This window comes from Rhodanobacter sp. sgz306013 (assembly GCF_057031145.1).
In genome coordinates this window covers 125,206-139,558 of record NZ_JBXCIJ010000003.1, presented here as the reverse complement: position 1 = coordinate 139,558, position 14,353 = coordinate 125,206, and the positions used below count along the sequence as shown (strand labels likewise).

Here is a 14,353-nt window from a genome sequence, read left to right as displayed (position 1 = left end):
CGCCTCAGTCGCCGCCCTGACCCGCATCATGGAACTGCATGCGGTGCAGTGCGGCGTAGTGGCCAGCCAGTGCCAGCAGCTCGGCGTGGCTGCCGCGTTCCACGATGCGGCCCTGCTCCATCACCGCGATCTGGTCGGCGCCCTCGATGGTGGAGAGGCGGTGGGCGATCACCAGGGTGGTGCGGTCGCGCATCAGCTGCTGCAGCGCCTGCTGGATCAGCCGTTCCGATTCGGTGTCCAGCGCGCTGGTGGCTTCGTCCAGCACCAGGATCGGCGCGTTCTTGAGGATGGCGCGGGCGATCGCGATGCGCTGGCGCTGGCCGCCGGACAAATTGTTGCCGTGCTCGCCGATGTGGGTGTGGATGCCCTTGGGCAGGCGCCCGATGAATTCCATCGCGTTGGCCGCCTCGGCCGCGGCCACGATCTCCGCTTCGCTGGCGCCGGCCAGCTCGCCATAGGCGATGTTGTTCGCCACGGTGTCGTCGAACAGCACCACGCTCTGGCCCACCCAGGCGATCTGCCGGCGCAGCGAAGCCAGGGTGTAGTCCTCGTAGTTCTCGCCGTCCAGCACGATGCGGCCGCCGCTGGGTTCGTTGAAGCGCGGCAACAGGCTGACCAGGCTGCTCTTGCCGCTGCCCGAGCGTCCCACCAGGGCGGTGACCGTACCCGGCGCGCAATGCAGGTCCACGCCACGCAGCGCCGGGAAACCGTTGCGCACATAGGTGAGCTGCACGTTCTCGAAGCGCAGGTCGCCGCGGGTGCGTTCCAGCACGCGGGTGCCGTGGTCGGTCTCGGGCGGCAGGTCGATGATCTGGAACAGGTCTTCTGCCGCGGACATGCCGCGCTGGATGTTCGACTGCACGTTGGTCAGGCGCTTCAGCGAAGGGAGCATCGTGCCCATCGCGGTGAGCACGGCGAAGAACACGCCCGGCGACATCTGATTCAATACCTGCGGCCGCGTGCCCAGGAACACCAGCGCGGCCAGCGCAAAAGCCGCCACCAGCTGGACGGTGGAGCTGGACGCAGCGTTCGTCGCGGAGATTTTCAGGTTGAGCCGACGGGTATACCGGGTCACTTCGTCGAAGCGGTCGACTTCGTGCGCCTGGCCCCCGTAGATGCGCACCTCGCGATTCGCGCCCACGGATTCCTCCACGGTTCCGGCGACCGAACCCATGGTGCCCTGGATGCGTCGGCTGATCTGCCGGTAGCGGCGGCTGACCACCGTGGCCACCACGGCGATCGCCGGCACCAGTATCAGCAGCGACAACGTGAGATAGGCACTGGTGCTCAGCATCACGTAGAACATGAAGATAACGGTGAGCCCGTCGGTGACGCCGACCTTGGCCGCGTCGCTGGCAGCCGCGGCCACCTGTTCGCTGGTGTAGGTGATGCGGGATATCTGCTGGCCCGACGGTTCGCTGCCGAAGAACGTCGACGGCAGCCTCGTGTAGGCCGCGAACACATCCCGCTGGATCGACTGCACCACGTGCCGGCCGATGTAGGAGACGCCGTAGCTGCTGGTGAAGGTGCCGCAGGAGCGAACGAAGAAAATGCCGACGATCCAGATCGGCATCCAGAAGATCAGGTACGGATCCTTCTGCACGAAAAGGTTGTCGATCATCGGCTTCAGCAACTTGGTAAACGTCGCCAGGCCGCCGCCGTCGAGGATCATGCCGACCACCGCAACCACGCCAACCGCCCAGTAGCGCCTGGTGTACCCGAGCAGCCGCTTGTAGACACGCCAGGTCTGCGCGTCCCAGATCGCCGTCTTGCCTCCGCTCATTGCACCCCGCCCGGCTTGTCGGGCGTGGTGGCGATCGACAGGCGCGTGAAGCCGAGCTGGCCCAGCGCGTCCATCGCGGTCACCACGCTCTGGTGCGAGGACAGCGCGTCGGCGCGGATCGTCACTGGGCGGTCGTGGTCGCCGTTCGCGTTGGCCGCGATCGCCTGCTTCAGCGCATCGACGCTGCGGCCCGGCACCGCGTCGCTGCCGACCCAGTAGCTGCCGTCGCGGTCGACCGTGATGGTGAGCGCGGGGGCGTTCATGTCGCGGTCCTGCACGCTGGCGTTGGGCAGGGTGACCTGCATGCGCGAGTGCTGGATGAAGGTGCTTGTGAGCACGAAGAACATCAGCAAGGTGAGCAGCACGTCGATCAACGGCACCACGTTGATCTCGAACTCGTCCCCGCGACGGTCGTTGCCGATGCGCATGCGCTCAGCCCGCGCCCGGCGCGACGGTCGCGGGCGCGCGGCGCGGCCGCGCCGAGGCCGGCGGATGGAGGGTGAGCTCGTCCAACAGCGCGGTGGCCTGCTTCTCCATCTGCACGCAATAGCCGGCCACGCGCGAACGGAAGTACCGGTGCAGCACGTAGGCGGGAATCGCCACGGTGAGGCCGGAGGCAGTACAGATCAGCGCCTCGCCGATGCCGCCGGCCATCTTCGCCGGATCGCCGATGCCGCCGGCCATCACCTGCATGAACATCCGGATCAGGCCGATCACGGTGCCGAACAGGCCCAGCAGCGGGCCGATCAGCGCGATCGTGCCCAGCGTGCTGAGGTAGCGCTCCATCTCGTGCACGATATGGCGGCCGGTATCCTCGATGCGTTCCTTGATCAGCTCGCGCGACTGGCCGCGCACCGCCAGCGCGGCGGCCAGCAGCTCACCCAGCGGCGAGCCGTTCGACAGCGCTTCCAGGTGCTTCGGATCGAGCTGGCCGGCGCGTGCCCACTGACGCACCTCCTCGCCCAGTCCCGGCGGCAGCACGGCCTTGCGCCGCAGCGTCCAGCAACGCTCCAGCACGATCGCCAGCGCCACCAGCGAGCACACCAGGATGGGCAGCATCGCCCAACCGCCAGCCATCAGGATATCGAGCACGTTCGTCCCACCGGGCGTTCAAAACAGAGAGGCCGCATCATAGCAGCCGTTCCAGCCGGTTCCGTGGCGGCCGTGGCAGTCCAAGAACATGACCGGCGAGTCACGGCATCTCGCGCCAGTAGCGTGGATCGCGCAGTCGCCAGCGCCCGCTGACGCGTGCCGGCGTGCCGGCGGGGAAAGCGAGGCCGACCGCGCCGCTGTCGGCCGTATTCAGCACCGCCACTCCCCTTTCGGCATAGCGCGCCATCACCTCGGGCTTCGGGTGCCCGAAACGATTGCGCCAGCCGGCCGAGACGACGGCGAGCGGCGGCGCCACCGCGTCGATGAAATCCCCGCTCGACGAGGTCTTGCTGCCATGGTGCGGCACCAGCAGCACCGGCGCCGGCCCATCGCCCAGCGCCGCCGCCACCTGCGGCTCGACCTTCGCCGTGATGTCGCCGGTGAGCAGCAGGCGGCCACCCCCGCCCTCCACCAGCAGCACGCAGGAGCGGTCGTTGCCCTTGCCCGCCACGCCCGGCGCCGGGCCCAGCACCCGGAAGTGCACGCCGTCCCAGTCCCATGCCTGGCCGCTGGCGCAGGCTGCCATCGGCACGCGCATGCGCTCCGGCTCGCCTGCGTAGCGGCGCGCCGCCGGAAAAGCGGCGGCCACGGCCGGCGCGCCGCCGGCATGGTCGTTATCAGCATGACTCACCATCAGCATGTCCAGCCGCGCGACGCCCAGGGCATGGATCGCCGGCAGCACCGCCGCCTCGCCGAGGTCGAAGCCGGACGGGTAGCGCGCTCCGGCGTCGTACAGCAGCACGTGGCCGCGGGTACGCAGCAGCACCGACAGGCCCTGCCCCACGTCCAGCACCCAGGCTTCGAACGCCCCCGCCGCCGGCTTCGGCAGGGGCGGCCACAGCAGCGGCAGGAACAGCAGCAGGCCCAGCGCACGCAACGGCATGCCACGCGGCAGGAACAGCCACAGCGCGCCCAGCATGGCCAGCAGCAGCGTCCACGGCGCCGACGGCGGCAGATACCAGTGTGCGCCGGGCCAGGTCGCCATCGTTTCCAGCAGCCACCACTGCGCATGCGCCAGCTGCGCCGCCAGCCACAGCACCGGCGTGGCCAGCGGCGGACAGAGCCCCAGGCACAGCATGCCCAGCAACGCGCATGGCACGATCACGAAGCTCACGAACGGCACCGCCACCAGGTTGGACAGCGCGCCCACCAGCGAGGCTTCGCCGAAGAACCACAACGTCAGCGGCAGCAGCGACACCGTCATCAGGATCTGCCCCGAGGTGAGTTCATGCAGGAAGGCGCGCAGGCCACGGCCGCGCGACTGCAGGCACAGCATCAGCAGCGCCACGCCGGTGAACGACAGCCAGAAGCCCGCCGCCAGCACCGCCAGCGGATCGAAGACGAGGATCGCGATCATCGCCAGCGCCAGCGATTGCGCGCCGCTGCCGCCGCGGCGGCTGCAGCGCGCCAGCGCCACCACCGCGATCATCAGCAAGGTGCGCACGGTGGGCAGGCCGAGGCCGGCCAGGGCGCTGTAGAGGCCCGCCGCCAGCAGGGCGCCGGCCGCCTGCGCCTGCACCCGCGGCAGGCGCAGGGCCAGCCCCGGCCACAACAGGTACAGGGCCGCTGCCAGCCACGCGCCGAACACCGCCGCCACGCCCACGTGGAAACCGGAGATCGCGATCAGGTGCGGGATGCCGTTGGCCCGTGCCACCTCCCAGTCGTGCTGGCCGAGGCCCCGCGTGTCGCCCACCGAGAATGCCTGCAGCAGCACCGCGTCGTGCGGGTCGGACACCCGTGCGGCGATGCCCCGGGCGATCGCATCGCGCACGCCGTCCACGCACCGCCCCTCGGCAAGCAGGGCATTGCCGGGATCCTCTCGCACATAGCCGGTGGCCACGATGCGGCGCTGCAAGGCCGTGCGCTCGCCGTCCGCGGCGCCCGGATTGAGCAGGCCGCGCGGGCGCTTCAGCCGCAGCAGCAGGCGCCAGCGCCCGCAGGGCTGCAGCGGCGGCGCCCCGTCGTACCATGACACCATCATCCGGCCGCGCAGCGGTACGGGTCCGCCATCCAGCTCGGCGTGTTCGGCAACGAAGACGAAGCGGGTGGCGTCGTCGCGCAGCAGCGGCAATTCGGCCACGCGGCCGGTCACCGCGAAGTCGCGCCCTTCCAGCGCGCGCGGCAGGCGCGCATCCATCGCGCCGGCACCGGCACACATCGCCCACAGCGCACCGACGCAGCCGCACGACGGCAAGCGCCAGCGCGGCCAGCACCAGAACGCCACGGCGACGACCCACAGCAGCGAGGCCGTGCACCAGCGTGGCGGCAGGGCCGGCAACCACTGCACCGCGAGCACGCCGACGAGCAGCGCAGGCGCAGCCGACGTCGCAGCGAATGGTTTGCGGTTTGCCTGCGCCATGCCCGTGGCCCCCGTCGAGGGTCGAGGCTAGCGCGTCGCCGGAGCGGGCCAGGACGAAAAACGTGTAGGCGCCGGTCGCTTGGGCGCGCGAAGCCGCCCGGCCCGCTAAACGGACCGGACGGCTTCGCGCAATACCCCCCCGTGCAGCACCAGGGTGCGATCCATCCGCCCCGCAAGGCGATGGTCATGGGTGACCAGGACGAAGCTGGTACCCACCTCGCGATTGAGCTCGATCATCAGCTCGTAGACCTGGGCCGCGTTGCCCTCGTCGAGGTTGCCGGTGGGCTCGTCGCCCAGCACGCAGGCGGGCTTGGTGACCAGCGCGCGCGCCACTGCGCAGCGCTGGCGCTCGCCGCCGGAAAGTTCGGCCGGCTTGTGGTGGGTCCGCGCGCCCAGCCCCACCCGTTCGAGCAGGGCACGGGCCTGCTTCTGCGCCTCGGCGATCGCGACGCCGCGGATCAGCAGCGGCATGCACACGTTCTCCAGCGCGGTGAACTCCGGCAGCAGATGATGGAACTGGTAGACGAACCCCAGCGAACGATTGCGCACGCGGCCACGCTCGGCGTCGGAGAGTTTGGACAACTGGCGGCCGTCCACCTCCACCTCGCCCGCGGAAAGCGTATCCAGCCCGCCCAGGATATGGAGCAAGGTGCTCTTGCCGGTGCCGGAGGCACCGACGATGGCCATCGTCTCGCCGCGCCTCAGCTCGAAGCTGACGTCGCTGAGCACCGGGGTGTTGAGGCCGCTCTCGGTGTAGGTCTTGGCCACGCGATGGGCGCGCAGCACGCAATCGTTCGAGGCCATCGGGGCGCTCTCTTTCCGGGTGGTCTCACTCATAGCGCAGCGCCTGCGCCGGCTGCGTGCGCGAGGCGCGCCACGCGGGATACAGGGTGGCCAGCAGCGAGAATGCGAAGGTGACCAGGGCCACCCAGCCCACGTCGTGCCATTCGAGCCGGCTGGGCACCTCGCTGATGTAGTACACGTCCGGAGACAGGAACTGCACGTGGAAGACGTGCTCGATCACCTTCACGATGCCCGGCAGCTTCCAGGACAGCAGCGAGCCCAGGCTGACGCCGAAGCCGATGCCGACCAAACCCACCAGCAGGCCCTGCACCATGAACATGCCCATCACGCTCTTTGGCGTGGCGCCCAGCGTGCGCAGGATCGCGATGTCGGCCTGCTTGTCGGTGACCAGCATCATCAGCATCGAGACCAGGTTGATCACCGCCACCAGGATGATCAGCGACAGGATGACGCCCATCACCTTCTTTTCCATTGAGATCGCGGAGAACAGGTTCGCATTGGTCTGCTCCCAGGTCTGCACCTGGTAGATCTGGCCCAGCCGGTCGGCCAGTTCGTGCGCCACCGGGCGCGCGTTGAACAGGTCGTCCAGCTTCAGGCGGATGCCGCTGGGGCCGCTGAGGCTGTTGAGTTTCTCGGCGTCCCGGATGTTGACCAGGGCAAGGCCGGAGTCGAACTGCTCCATGCCCATCGCGAAGGTGCCGACCACGTGGAAGCCGCGCATGCGCGGCACGCCGCCGAACGGCGTGGCGCGGAATTCCGGCACCGCCAGCACCACCTGGTCGCCCACGCCCACGCCGAGCTGGGTGGCGAGATCCTGGCCCAGCACGATGTTCCAGCTGCCCGGCGTGAGCGCGTCGAGCTTGCCGTGCACCATGTGCCGGCCGATGTCGACCACCTTGGGCTCCAGCGCGGGATCGATGCCGCGCACCATCGCCGCGGCCGGCGCGCGGCCCTGCAGCAGCGCCTGGATTTCCACGTAGGGCGCGGCACCCTTCACGTGCGGGTTCGCCTGGGCGATCTGCAGCGCGCGCGGCCAGTCCTCGATGCTCTGGCCGACGCCGGAGATGGTGGCGTGCGAGATCGCGCCGAGGATGCGCGTCTTCATCTGGTAGTCGAAGCCGTTCATCACCGACATCACCGTGATCAGCGCGATCACGCTGATCGAGATGCAGACGATGGAGACGGCCGAGATGAAGGAGATGAACTGGTTGCGCCGCTTGGCGCGGGTGTAGCGCAGGCCGATGAAAAGCTCGAGCGGTCGGAACATGGGCGGTCGCAGTGTAAGAGTCTGCTTATGTTCCCCAAGCACTCCGCGCCGGGATCTGTTTGCGCGCAGGCCAAGGAAGAACGAGGGAGTGGACGTCGGTCCACGACTGAGTGATGACGCAGGGATGCGGGCAAACAGCCCCGGCCCTGCAGGTTGTCATCGGGTGGCCGTCAGGCGGCAGCGCGCGGCTTGACCTGACGACCAGTCAGGCACTGCGCCACGCACTGCCGCCTGACGGCCACTCGATGACAACGCGGGGTACTTGGGGAACATAAGCAGACTCTTGATGGGCGGCTTGCCCGGAAGACCCGGCATTATCCGGCATTCGCTCGGACAGCGCAGGGACCGCAAAGTGCCGGCGGAGGCGTGGGTTCAGATGCGCGGCACGGCTTCGCCCGGCTGCATCGTGGCCAGCCGCATGCGCAAGCGGCGGCGGATGTCCGCATCGCTGTTGTCCGGTGCCAGCAGCAGCACCTGCTCGCCCAGCGAAGCCGCCCACAACCGCAGCAGGATGCACGCACCCAGCACGCGGAACGACACCAGGGTGGCGGGTGCGTCACTGTGGTCGACAAGATGCAGGCTCCAGCCGCCCTCGCCGCTCCAGCCCGCCGCCCGCACCGGCGTGGCCGACCAGCGCCGCAAAGCGCGATACGCGGCCAACGCGATGGCGGCGGCCAGCACCACCTTCAGCGACCACGGCAGGCCGCACAGCAGCACCGCCAGCATGGCCAGCACCGTCACCACCGACAGCAGGCGCGGCAGCCAGCGCGAGGGGCGGTACTCAAAGCCGATGGCGGGCGCGGATGTCATCGATGATCGCCTGCCAGTCCGGCCGCGGCGCCCGGGCATGGCCCATCACCCAGTCCCACAGGTCGGGATCCTGCACGTCCAGCAGTTCGTCGAAGGCCTGCCTTTGGGCCTCGCCGGCATGCGGGAAGGCTTCGTCCAGCCAGCCCCCGAGCAGCGCGTCGAGCTCGCGGGTGCCGCGGCGTGTGCGCCAGCGCAGGCGCCCGCTCTTATCCATGGCAGCTGGCGCGCAGCGCCGCGTTCGTCTCCTCTCCCCACCGGGGGCGAAGCCATGCTGCTTGCGAGCCACTGGCTCGCGCATGGCTGAGCGCCCGAGCGCTGACGCGAGGGCCGGGGGTTGCCTGGCGAGGAACGAGCCTAGCAACGGTTCGAGGTGAGGGGCCAATCCTGTGTCGAGTCGTCATCGGAAGCTTCCCTCGATCAATGTTCCCGCGAGCATCGCCCCCTCATCCGCCCTTCGGGCAGCTTCTCCCCGGAGGAGAGAAGGGAGAACGGTGTCGCCGCTTCGCGGCGACGCCTTCTTACGAGCGCCGCTCCACCATCAGCTTCTTGATTTCCGCGATGGCCTTGGCCGGGTTGAGACCCTTCGGGCAGGTGCGCGTGCAGTTCATGATGGTGTGGCAACGGTACAGCTTGAACGGATCCTCCAGGTCGTCCAGGCGCTCACCGGTGGCCTCGTCGCGGCTGTCCACGATCCAGCGGTAGGACTGCAGCAGGATCGCCGGGCCCAGGTACTTGTCGCCGTTCCACCAGTAGCTGGGGCAGCTGGTGGAGCAGCAGGCGCACAGAATGCACTCGTACAGGCCATCGAGTTTCTTGCGGTCTTCCGGCGACTGCAGCCGCTCCTTGTCCGGCACCGCGCTCTGCGTGCGCAGCCACGGCTTGATCGAGGCGTACTGGGCGTAGAAGTGGGTGAGGTCGGGCACCAGGTCCTTCACCACCGGCATGTGCGGCAACGGGTAGACCTTCACGTCGCCCGACGCCACCTTGTCGATCGCGCAGATGCAGGCCAGCGTGTTGGTGCCGTCGATGTTCATGGCGCACGAGCCGCAGATGCCCTCGCGACAGGAACGGCGGAGGGTCAGCGTGGGATCGATCTCGTTCTTGATCTTCAGCAACGCGTCCAGGACCATCGGGCCGCACGCGGCCATGTCCACCTCGTAGGTGTCGATGCGCGGATTCTGTCCGTCGTCCGGGCTCCAGCGGTAGATGCGGAAGGTGCGGGGCTTCTTCGCATCCTTCGCCGGATAGTGCCTGCCCGGCTGGATCTTGGAATTCTTGGGTAGCGAAAATTCTGCCATATGCTGAACCCTTCAATCTTGCATGTAGGAGGGGCTTCAGCCCCGATCACTGCCTGCTACGGATACCGGTCGCGGCTTGAAGCCGCTCCTACGGACGATCAATAGACGCGCTTCTTCGGCGGCACCATCTCGACCTCGTCGGTCAGGGTGTACATGTGCACCGGACGATAGTCGAAGCTGGTCTTGCCGTTCTCGTCCACCTTGACCATGGTGTGCTTCATCCATTCGGCGTCGTTGCGCTCCGGGAAGTCCTCGCGCGCGTGGGCGCCGCGGCTTTCCGGACGCTGTTCGGCCGAGTGCATGGTGCCCACCGCCTGGTCGAGCAGGTTGGCCAGTTCCAGCGTCTCGATCAGGTCGGAGTTCCACACCATGGAGCGGTCGCTGACGCGCACCTGCTTGAACGAGGCGTGCACGGCATCGATCTTGGCGCAGCCTTCCCTGAGGCTCTCGCCGGTACGGAACACCGCGGCATCCGTCTGCATGGTGCGCTGCATGTCGAGGCGGATCTTCGCGGTCGGCAGATCGCCGTCGGCATGGCGCAGGCCGTCGAAGCGGGCCAGCGCCTTGTCCAGCGCGCTGGCCGGCAGGTCCTTGTGCGCCGCGCCCGGCTTGATGAGCTCGGCGCAGCGATGTGACACCGCGCGACCGAACACCACCAGGTCGAGCAGCGAATTGGAGCCCAGGCGGTTGGCGCCGTGCACCGACACGCAGGCCGCCTCGCCGATGGCGAACAGGCCGGGTACCACCGCGTCGACGTCGTCGCCCTTCTTCTGCACCACCTCGCCGTGGTAGTTGGTCGGGATGCCGCCCATGTTGTAGTGCACGGTAGGCAGGATCGGAATCGGCTCCTTGGTCACGTCCACGCCGGCAAAAATGCGCGCCGACTCGGCGATGCCCGGCAGGCGCTCGTGAATCACCTCGGGGCCTAGGTGCATCAGGTTGAGGAAGGCGTGGTCCTTGTGCTCACCCACGCCGCGTCCCTCGCGGATCTCGATGGTGATAGCGCGGCTGACCACGTCGCGCGAGGCCAGGTCTTTCGCGCTGGGCGCATAGCGCTCCATGAAGCGCTCGCCGTTGGAATTGGTGAGGTAGCCACCCTCGCCGCGCACGCCTTCGGTGATAAGGCAGCCCGCACCGTAGATGCCGGTGGGGTGGAACTGCACGAACTCCATGTCCTGCAGGGCCAGGCCCGCACGCAGCACCATGCCGCCGCCGTCGCCGGTGCAGGTGTGCGCGGAAGTGGCGCTGAAGTAGGCACGGCCGTAGCCGCCGGTGGCCAGCACCACCGCCTGGCCGCGGAACAGGTGCAGCGTGCCTTCGTTCATGTCCAGCGCCAGCACGCCACGGCAGACGCCCTCTTCGTCGAAGATCAGGTCGATCGCGAAGTACTCGATGAAGAACGTGGCGTCGTGCGCCAGCGCCTGCTGGTACAGCGTATGCAGGATGGCGTGGCCGGTGCGATCGGCGGCGGCGCAGGTACGCTGCGCGGTGCCCTTGCCGTAGTGCGTGGTCATGCCGCCGAACGGACGCTGGTAGATGTGGCCATCCTCGGTGCGCGAGAACGGCACGCCGTAGTGTTCCAGCTCGTAGATCGAGGGGATGGCCTCGCGGCACATGTACTCGATCGCGTCCTGGTCACCCAGCCAGTCCGAACCCTTGATGGTGTCGTAGAAGTGGAAGCGCCAGTCGTCCTCGCCCATGTTGCCGAGCGCCGCGGCGATGCCGCCCTGCGCCGCCACGGTGTGCGAGCGGGTTGGGAACACCTTGGTGATGCACGCGGTCTTCAGGCCCTTTTCGGCGAGGCCGAAGGTAGCGCGCAGGCCGGCGCCGCCGGCGCCGACCACCACCACGTCGTACTTGTGCTGCTGGATCTTGTAGCTTTCCACGGTCTCACACTCCCAATGCGATGCGCAGCACGGCCAGCACGCCCGCGAGCGCGCACAGCACCGCGAGGAACTTGATCGCCACCAGCAGGACCACTTCCTTCCAGCGGGTATGCACGTAATCCTCGACCACCACCTGCAGCCCCAGCACGGCGTGCCAGAACATGGTGACGATGAACAGGATCAGCAGCAGAGCGTTCCACGGCTTCGCCACCGTGGCCCTGGCCATGGCGTAGTCGGCATGCAGCAACGACAGCACGGTGACCACGAACCACAGGCCGAGCAGGACCAGCGCGGCGGCGGTGCTGCGCTGCGTCCACCAGTGGCCCGCGCCCGCCTGGGCCGAGCCGTGCCCGCGCGCCTGCTTCAAGGGATTGCGCAGCTGACTGCGCACGTCGTCGGTACCGGCGCGGAGGTTCATGCCGCACCTCCCTGAAGCAGCACGCAGGCCCACACGAGGGCCACGAGCACGAAACTGCCGATCACCGAGAGCCAGCTCGAACGCACGAACTGCGGAATCGCGTAACCCGCGCCGGTGTCCTGCACCAGGTGACGGATGCCGTTGCACAGGTGATAGAACAGCGACCAGCTCCAGCCGACCAGCAGAAGGATGCCCAGCGGGCTGCCCATGCAGGTCTTGAACTGGGTGAAAGCAGCCTCGCCGGCGGCCAGCGCCAGCAGTCCCCAGACCACCATCAGCGTACCCACGGCCAGGGCGATGCCCGTGGCGCGATGCAGGATGGAAGTCACCATCTGCACTTGCCACCGGTATACCTGCAAGTGCGGAGAGAGCGGTCGTCGCGTGTCTGCCATGGCGGCTATCCTGAAGTGGAATCGCTGGAACTGTCTGCCAAGCCGAACCGCAATCGCGCGACGACAAGATGCCGCCACGCGACGCATCAGAAGTCGATGCAGCGTCCGTTCTTCTCCCAGTCGCCGTAGCGGGTGGGATCGGGGGCGGGCCGCTCCGTCGCCGTCTCCCCCTTCTCCCCCGCCGGCTGCATGGGCACGGCGACGGGCTCCGCGGGAACGGAAGCGGGTTTGGATTCGGCTGGACGCAAGGTGTCGGGCATGGTCGTTAACAAGCCGCGGAAGGTTAATACTTGCGGCAATGCCGCACAACCTTGACGAACGGCGCGAACACGGCATACGCCGCGTGCGGCACCGACTTGCGCCCCGCCTCCGCCGACCACACCTTAACTCTTCTATGCCTACTCCCCGCCAAGCCGAAACCCTGCTGATCGAAGGCCCCGACGCGCTCGCTTTCGCGCATGCGCAATTCAGCAGCAACCTGCAACCGCTCGCCGTTGGCGCATGGCAGTTCAGCGCGTGGCTGAGCGCACAAGGCCGCGTGCGCGCACTGTTCCATCTCGCGCGGCTCGACGAGCAACGACTGCTGCTGCTGCTGCGTGGCGGCGACGCGGCGGTGCTGGGCGAAGCGTTGCGTCGATTCGTGTTCCGCAGCCGGGTCACCCTGCAGGCCTCGCCCTGGCGCGTGCTCGCCACCGATGCCGCGTCGCCGCTGCATGCGGTGCGCATCGCACCAGACGCCATCGTGCTCGGTTGCGAAACGCACAGCCTGCGCCTTGCCAGCGGAGGGGAAAGCGACGACGGGTGGCGCCGGCCACAACTGCGACTCGGCTGGCCATGGCTGCCCGCCTCCGCGCTCGACAGCTTGCTGCCATCGGCGTTGTCGCTGCACCGACTGCAAGCCGTCGCGGTCGACAAGGGTTGCTACCCAGGCCAGGAAATCGTTGCGCGCCTGCACTGGCGCGGCGGACACAAGCGACACCTGTGCAACGTGCGCTTGACGCACGCCGCGACACCCGGCGACATCCTGCGGCGCGCCGGCAACGAGATCGGCGCGCTGCTCGATGTCGTCATCGTCGATGACACGATCAATGCACTCGCGGTGTTGAACGACGATGTCACGTCGACGTTGGCGGCGGACGTCGCATTGCAGCTCGACGACGGGCTCGCGTTGTACGTGCGGCAACGCTGGGAAAACTGATGCGCGAGGATCGCCGCGCTTTCGTGAACAGTCGTTCACGTTTGTCGATGTTTTGCATGAGCGTGTGTTGAATCGGAACGACCCGGCACTTGCCGCGAGAAAAATCCGCCGTTAGGCTCCGCCCACCCTATCAGTGCGGCATCCGCTACCCACGGCTGCCGAAGCACGCGACGAACCGGAAGATTCCGTATCGGCGCGACCCGGTTGAACAACACCGGATGGAACATCCGCCGAGTGCGGAACAAGTTGCAGGCTACACGGCACCACTGTCGCGCAGCGCCTCGACAACATCCTCGATCGGCGCAGATGCCGCCGCTCGAAAGCCACAATCCCGTGGCATTCGCCCAGCCACAAGTTTCGGCTGTGCGATCAATCCAGGTGGAACGGCCTGCCAGCCCGTCCACCGCAATGGCGCCCGGACAGTTCGTTGGTCTGCGCGTACAGCACGCTGGAGGCAGACAATGAAACTTTCCATGCTGTTGTGGATGACATCCCTGATGCCACAACCCGTCGCGAACCAGGCCTGTCTGGCCACGACGGTGTACCTGGAAGCGCGCAGCCAACCCACTGTGGGACAGATGGCTGTCGCCGAAGTGGCGATGCGCCGCCGCGAACGCGGCCAGTGGGGCAACACGGTGTGCGAAGTCGTGATGGCACCACACCAGTTCGCCACCACCACCACTCCCGGCTCGTTCGAGATCACCAACGTCGAGGCTTTCCACAAGGCATGGGAGATCGCCGGACGGATGATCCACGTCTGGCAATTGCCGGCGAACCAGCGCAGCGTGCTGGTGCCGCGCGCCGACCACTTCGCCACCGTTGCGGTGGCGCCCGCATGGTCACGCAACAAGCCGTCGATCACCATCGGCGACCACACCTTCTATGCGGTGAACTGACAAAACCGCGGAAGCGGACACAAAAAAGGCCCTCTTTCGAGGGCCTTTTCTTTTGGACGTCCAGACGTCCAGACGTCCATGCCTACGGAC

General features: G+C 67.9%; 15 protein-coding genes. 2 read left to right on the top strand and 13 right to left on the bottom strand.

Translation table 11 applies throughout. The features are described 5' to 3' along the window. Nucleotides 1-4: 4 nt before the first annotated feature. From msbA to AC2EWF_RS10080, 13 genes are all read right to left on the bottom strand, one after another. Nucleotides 5-1,783, bottom strand: coding sequence for a lipid A export permease/ATP-binding protein MsbA (gene msbA / locus AC2EWF_RS10140; protein WP_483639254.1), 1,779 nt, complete (start codon nucleotides 1,781-1,783; stop codon nucleotides 5-7). Further along, complete coding sequence (locus AC2EWF_RS10135; protein ID WP_483639253.1) at nucleotides 1,780-2,211, bottom strand: ExbD/TolR family protein; 432 nt, start codon at nucleotides 2,209-2,211, stop codon at nucleotides 1,780-1,782. Before AC2EWF_RS10135 ends, msbA begins: the two co-directional genes overlap by 4 nt. 4 nt (nucleotides 2,212-2,215) lie before the next feature. Then, the gene (locus AC2EWF_RS10130) at nucleotides 2,216-2,860 is read right to left on the bottom strand and encodes a MotA/TolQ/ExbB proton channel family protein (protein ID WP_483639799.1); all 645 of its coding nucleotides are present in this window, start codon (nucleotides 2,858-2,860) and stop codon (nucleotides 2,216-2,218) included. A gap of 115 nt (nucleotides 2,861-2,975) precedes the next feature. Beyond that, nucleotides 2,976-5,294 carry a DNA internalization-related competence protein ComEC/Rec2 gene (locus AC2EWF_RS10125; protein WP_483639252.1) on the bottom strand — a complete coding sequence of 773 codons (2,319 nt, stop codon included), beginning with the start codon at nucleotides 5,292-5,294 and terminating at the stop codon, nucleotides 2,976-2,978. 105 nt (nucleotides 5,295-5,399) lie between these two features. Then, nucleotides 5,400-6,131 carry a lipoprotein-releasing ABC transporter ATP-binding protein LolD gene (lolD, locus tag AC2EWF_RS10120; RefSeq protein WP_483639251.1) on the bottom strand — a complete coding sequence of 244 codons (732 nt, stop codon included), beginning with the start codon at nucleotides 6,129-6,131 and terminating at the stop codon, nucleotides 5,400-5,402. Beyond that, nucleotides 6,124-7,365, bottom strand: coding sequence for a lipoprotein-releasing ABC transporter permease subunit (locus AC2EWF_RS10115; RefSeq protein ID WP_483639250.1), 1,242 nt, complete (start codon nucleotides 7,363-7,365; stop codon nucleotides 6,124-6,126). The genes lolD and AC2EWF_RS10115 overlap by 8 nt, the downstream gene beginning before the upstream one ends. A 372-nt stretch (nucleotides 7,366-7,737) precedes the next feature. Continuing rightward, nucleotides 7,738-8,175 (bottom strand): protein YgfX, encoded by a 438-nt coding sequence (locus AC2EWF_RS10110; protein WP_483639249.1) that lies wholly within the window; start codon nucleotides 8,173-8,175, stop codon nucleotides 7,738-7,740. Continuing rightward, nucleotides 8,147-8,389 (bottom strand): FAD assembly factor SdhE, encoded by a 243-nt coding sequence (locus tag AC2EWF_RS10105; protein ID WP_483639248.1) that lies wholly within the window; start codon nucleotides 8,387-8,389, stop codon nucleotides 8,147-8,149. Before AC2EWF_RS10105 ends, AC2EWF_RS10110 begins: the two co-directional genes overlap by 29 nt. A gap of 304 nt (nucleotides 8,390-8,693) precedes the next feature. Further along, the gene (locus tag AC2EWF_RS10100) at nucleotides 8,694-9,473 is read right to left on the bottom strand and encodes a succinate dehydrogenase iron-sulfur subunit (protein ID WP_483639247.1); all 780 of its coding nucleotides are present in this window, start codon (nucleotides 9,471-9,473) and stop codon (nucleotides 8,694-8,696) included. A gap of 98 nt (nucleotides 9,474-9,571) precedes the next feature. Continuing rightward, complete coding sequence (gene sdhA, locus AC2EWF_RS10095; RefSeq protein ID WP_483639246.1) at nucleotides 9,572-11,359, bottom strand: succinate dehydrogenase flavoprotein subunit; 1,788 nt, start codon at nucleotides 11,357-11,359, stop codon at nucleotides 9,572-9,574. 4 nt (nucleotides 11,360-11,363) lie between these two features. Next, nucleotides 11,364-11,777 (bottom strand): succinate dehydrogenase, hydrophobic membrane anchor protein, encoded by a 414-nt coding sequence (sdhD, locus tag AC2EWF_RS10090; protein WP_483639245.1) that lies wholly within the window; start codon nucleotides 11,775-11,777, stop codon nucleotides 11,364-11,366. Beyond that, nucleotides 11,774-12,169, bottom strand: coding sequence for a succinate dehydrogenase, cytochrome b556 subunit (gene sdhC, locus AC2EWF_RS10085; protein ID WP_483639244.1), 396 nt, complete (start codon nucleotides 12,167-12,169; stop codon nucleotides 11,774-11,776). The genes sdhD and sdhC overlap by 4 nt, the downstream gene beginning before the upstream one ends. An 86-nt stretch (nucleotides 12,170-12,255) precedes the next feature. Further along, nucleotides 12,256-12,429 carry a DUF1674 domain-containing protein gene (locus AC2EWF_RS10080; RefSeq protein WP_483639243.1) on the bottom strand — a complete coding sequence of 58 codons (174 nt, stop codon included), beginning with the start codon at nucleotides 12,427-12,429 and terminating at the stop codon, nucleotides 12,256-12,258. 278 nt (nucleotides 12,430-12,707) lie between these two features. On the opposite strand from AC2EWF_RS10080, the gene ygfZ reads away from it, so the two are divergent. Further along, nucleotides 12,708-13,367 carry a CAF17-like 4Fe-4S cluster assembly/insertion protein YgfZ gene (ygfZ, locus tag AC2EWF_RS10075; protein WP_483639242.1) on the top strand — a complete coding sequence of 220 codons (660 nt, stop codon included), beginning with the start codon at nucleotides 12,708-12,710 and terminating at the stop codon, nucleotides 13,365-13,367. A gap of 461 nt (nucleotides 13,368-13,828) precedes the next feature. Further along, a complete protein-coding gene (locus tag AC2EWF_RS10070; RefSeq protein ID WP_483639241.1) occupies nucleotides 13,829-14,263 on the top strand; it encodes a cell wall hydrolase in 435 nt (144 codons plus the stop codon). The last annotated feature ends 90 nt before the right edge of the window (nucleotides 14,264-14,353 follow it).

Bases quoted from the DNA above. Each gene is read 5' to 3' on its own strand.
- AC2EWF_RS10100 (WP_483639247.1), bottom strand. From the start codon at position 9,473: ATGGCAGAATTTTCGCTACCCAAGAATTCCAAGATCCAGCCGGGCAGG.
- AC2EWF_RS10110 (WP_483639249.1), bottom strand. From the start codon at position 8,175: ATGACATCCGCGCCCGCCATCGGCTTTGAGTACCGCCCCTCGCGCTGG.
- AC2EWF_RS10125 (WP_483639252.1), bottom strand. From the start codon at position 5,294: ATGGCGCAGGCAAACCGCAAACCATTCGCTGCGACGTCGGCTGCGCCT.
- AC2EWF_RS10080 (WP_483639243.1), bottom strand. From the start codon at position 12,429: ATGCCCGACACCTTGCGTCCAGCCGAATCCAAACCCGCTTCCGTTCCC.
- sdhC (WP_483639244.1), bottom strand. From the start codon at position 12,169: ATGGCAGACACGCGACGACCGCTCTCTCCGCACTTGCAGGTATACCGG.
- AC2EWF_RS10105 (WP_483639248.1), bottom strand. From the start codon at position 8,389: ATGGATAAGAGCGGGCGCCTGCGCTGGCGCACACGCCGCGGCACCCGC.
- lolD (WP_483639251.1), bottom strand. From the start codon at position 6,131: ATGAGTGAGACCACCCGGAAAGAGAGCGCCCCGATGGCCTCGAACGAT.
- AC2EWF_RS10115 (WP_483639250.1), bottom strand. From the start codon at position 7,365: ATGTTCCGACCGCTCGAGCTTTTCATCGGCCTGCGCTACACCCGCGCC.
- msbA (WP_483639254.1), bottom strand. From the start codon at position 1,783: ATGAGCGGAGGCAAGACGGCGATCTGGGACGCGCAGACCTGGCGTGTC.
- AC2EWF_RS10130 (WP_483639799.1), bottom strand. From the start codon at position 2,860: ATGGCTGGCGGTTGGGCGATGCTGCCCATCCTGGTGTGCTCGCTGGTG.
- AC2EWF_RS10135 (WP_483639253.1), bottom strand. From the start codon at position 2,211: ATGCGCATCGGCAACGACCGTCGCGGGGACGAGTTCGAGATCAACGTG.
- AC2EWF_RS10070 (WP_483639241.1), top strand. From the start codon at position 13,829: ATGAAACTTTCCATGCTGTTGTGGATGACATCCCTGATGCCACAACCC.
- sdhD (WP_483639245.1), bottom strand. From the start codon at position 11,777: ATGAACCTCCGCGCCGGTACCGACGACGTGCGCAGTCAGCTGCGCAAT.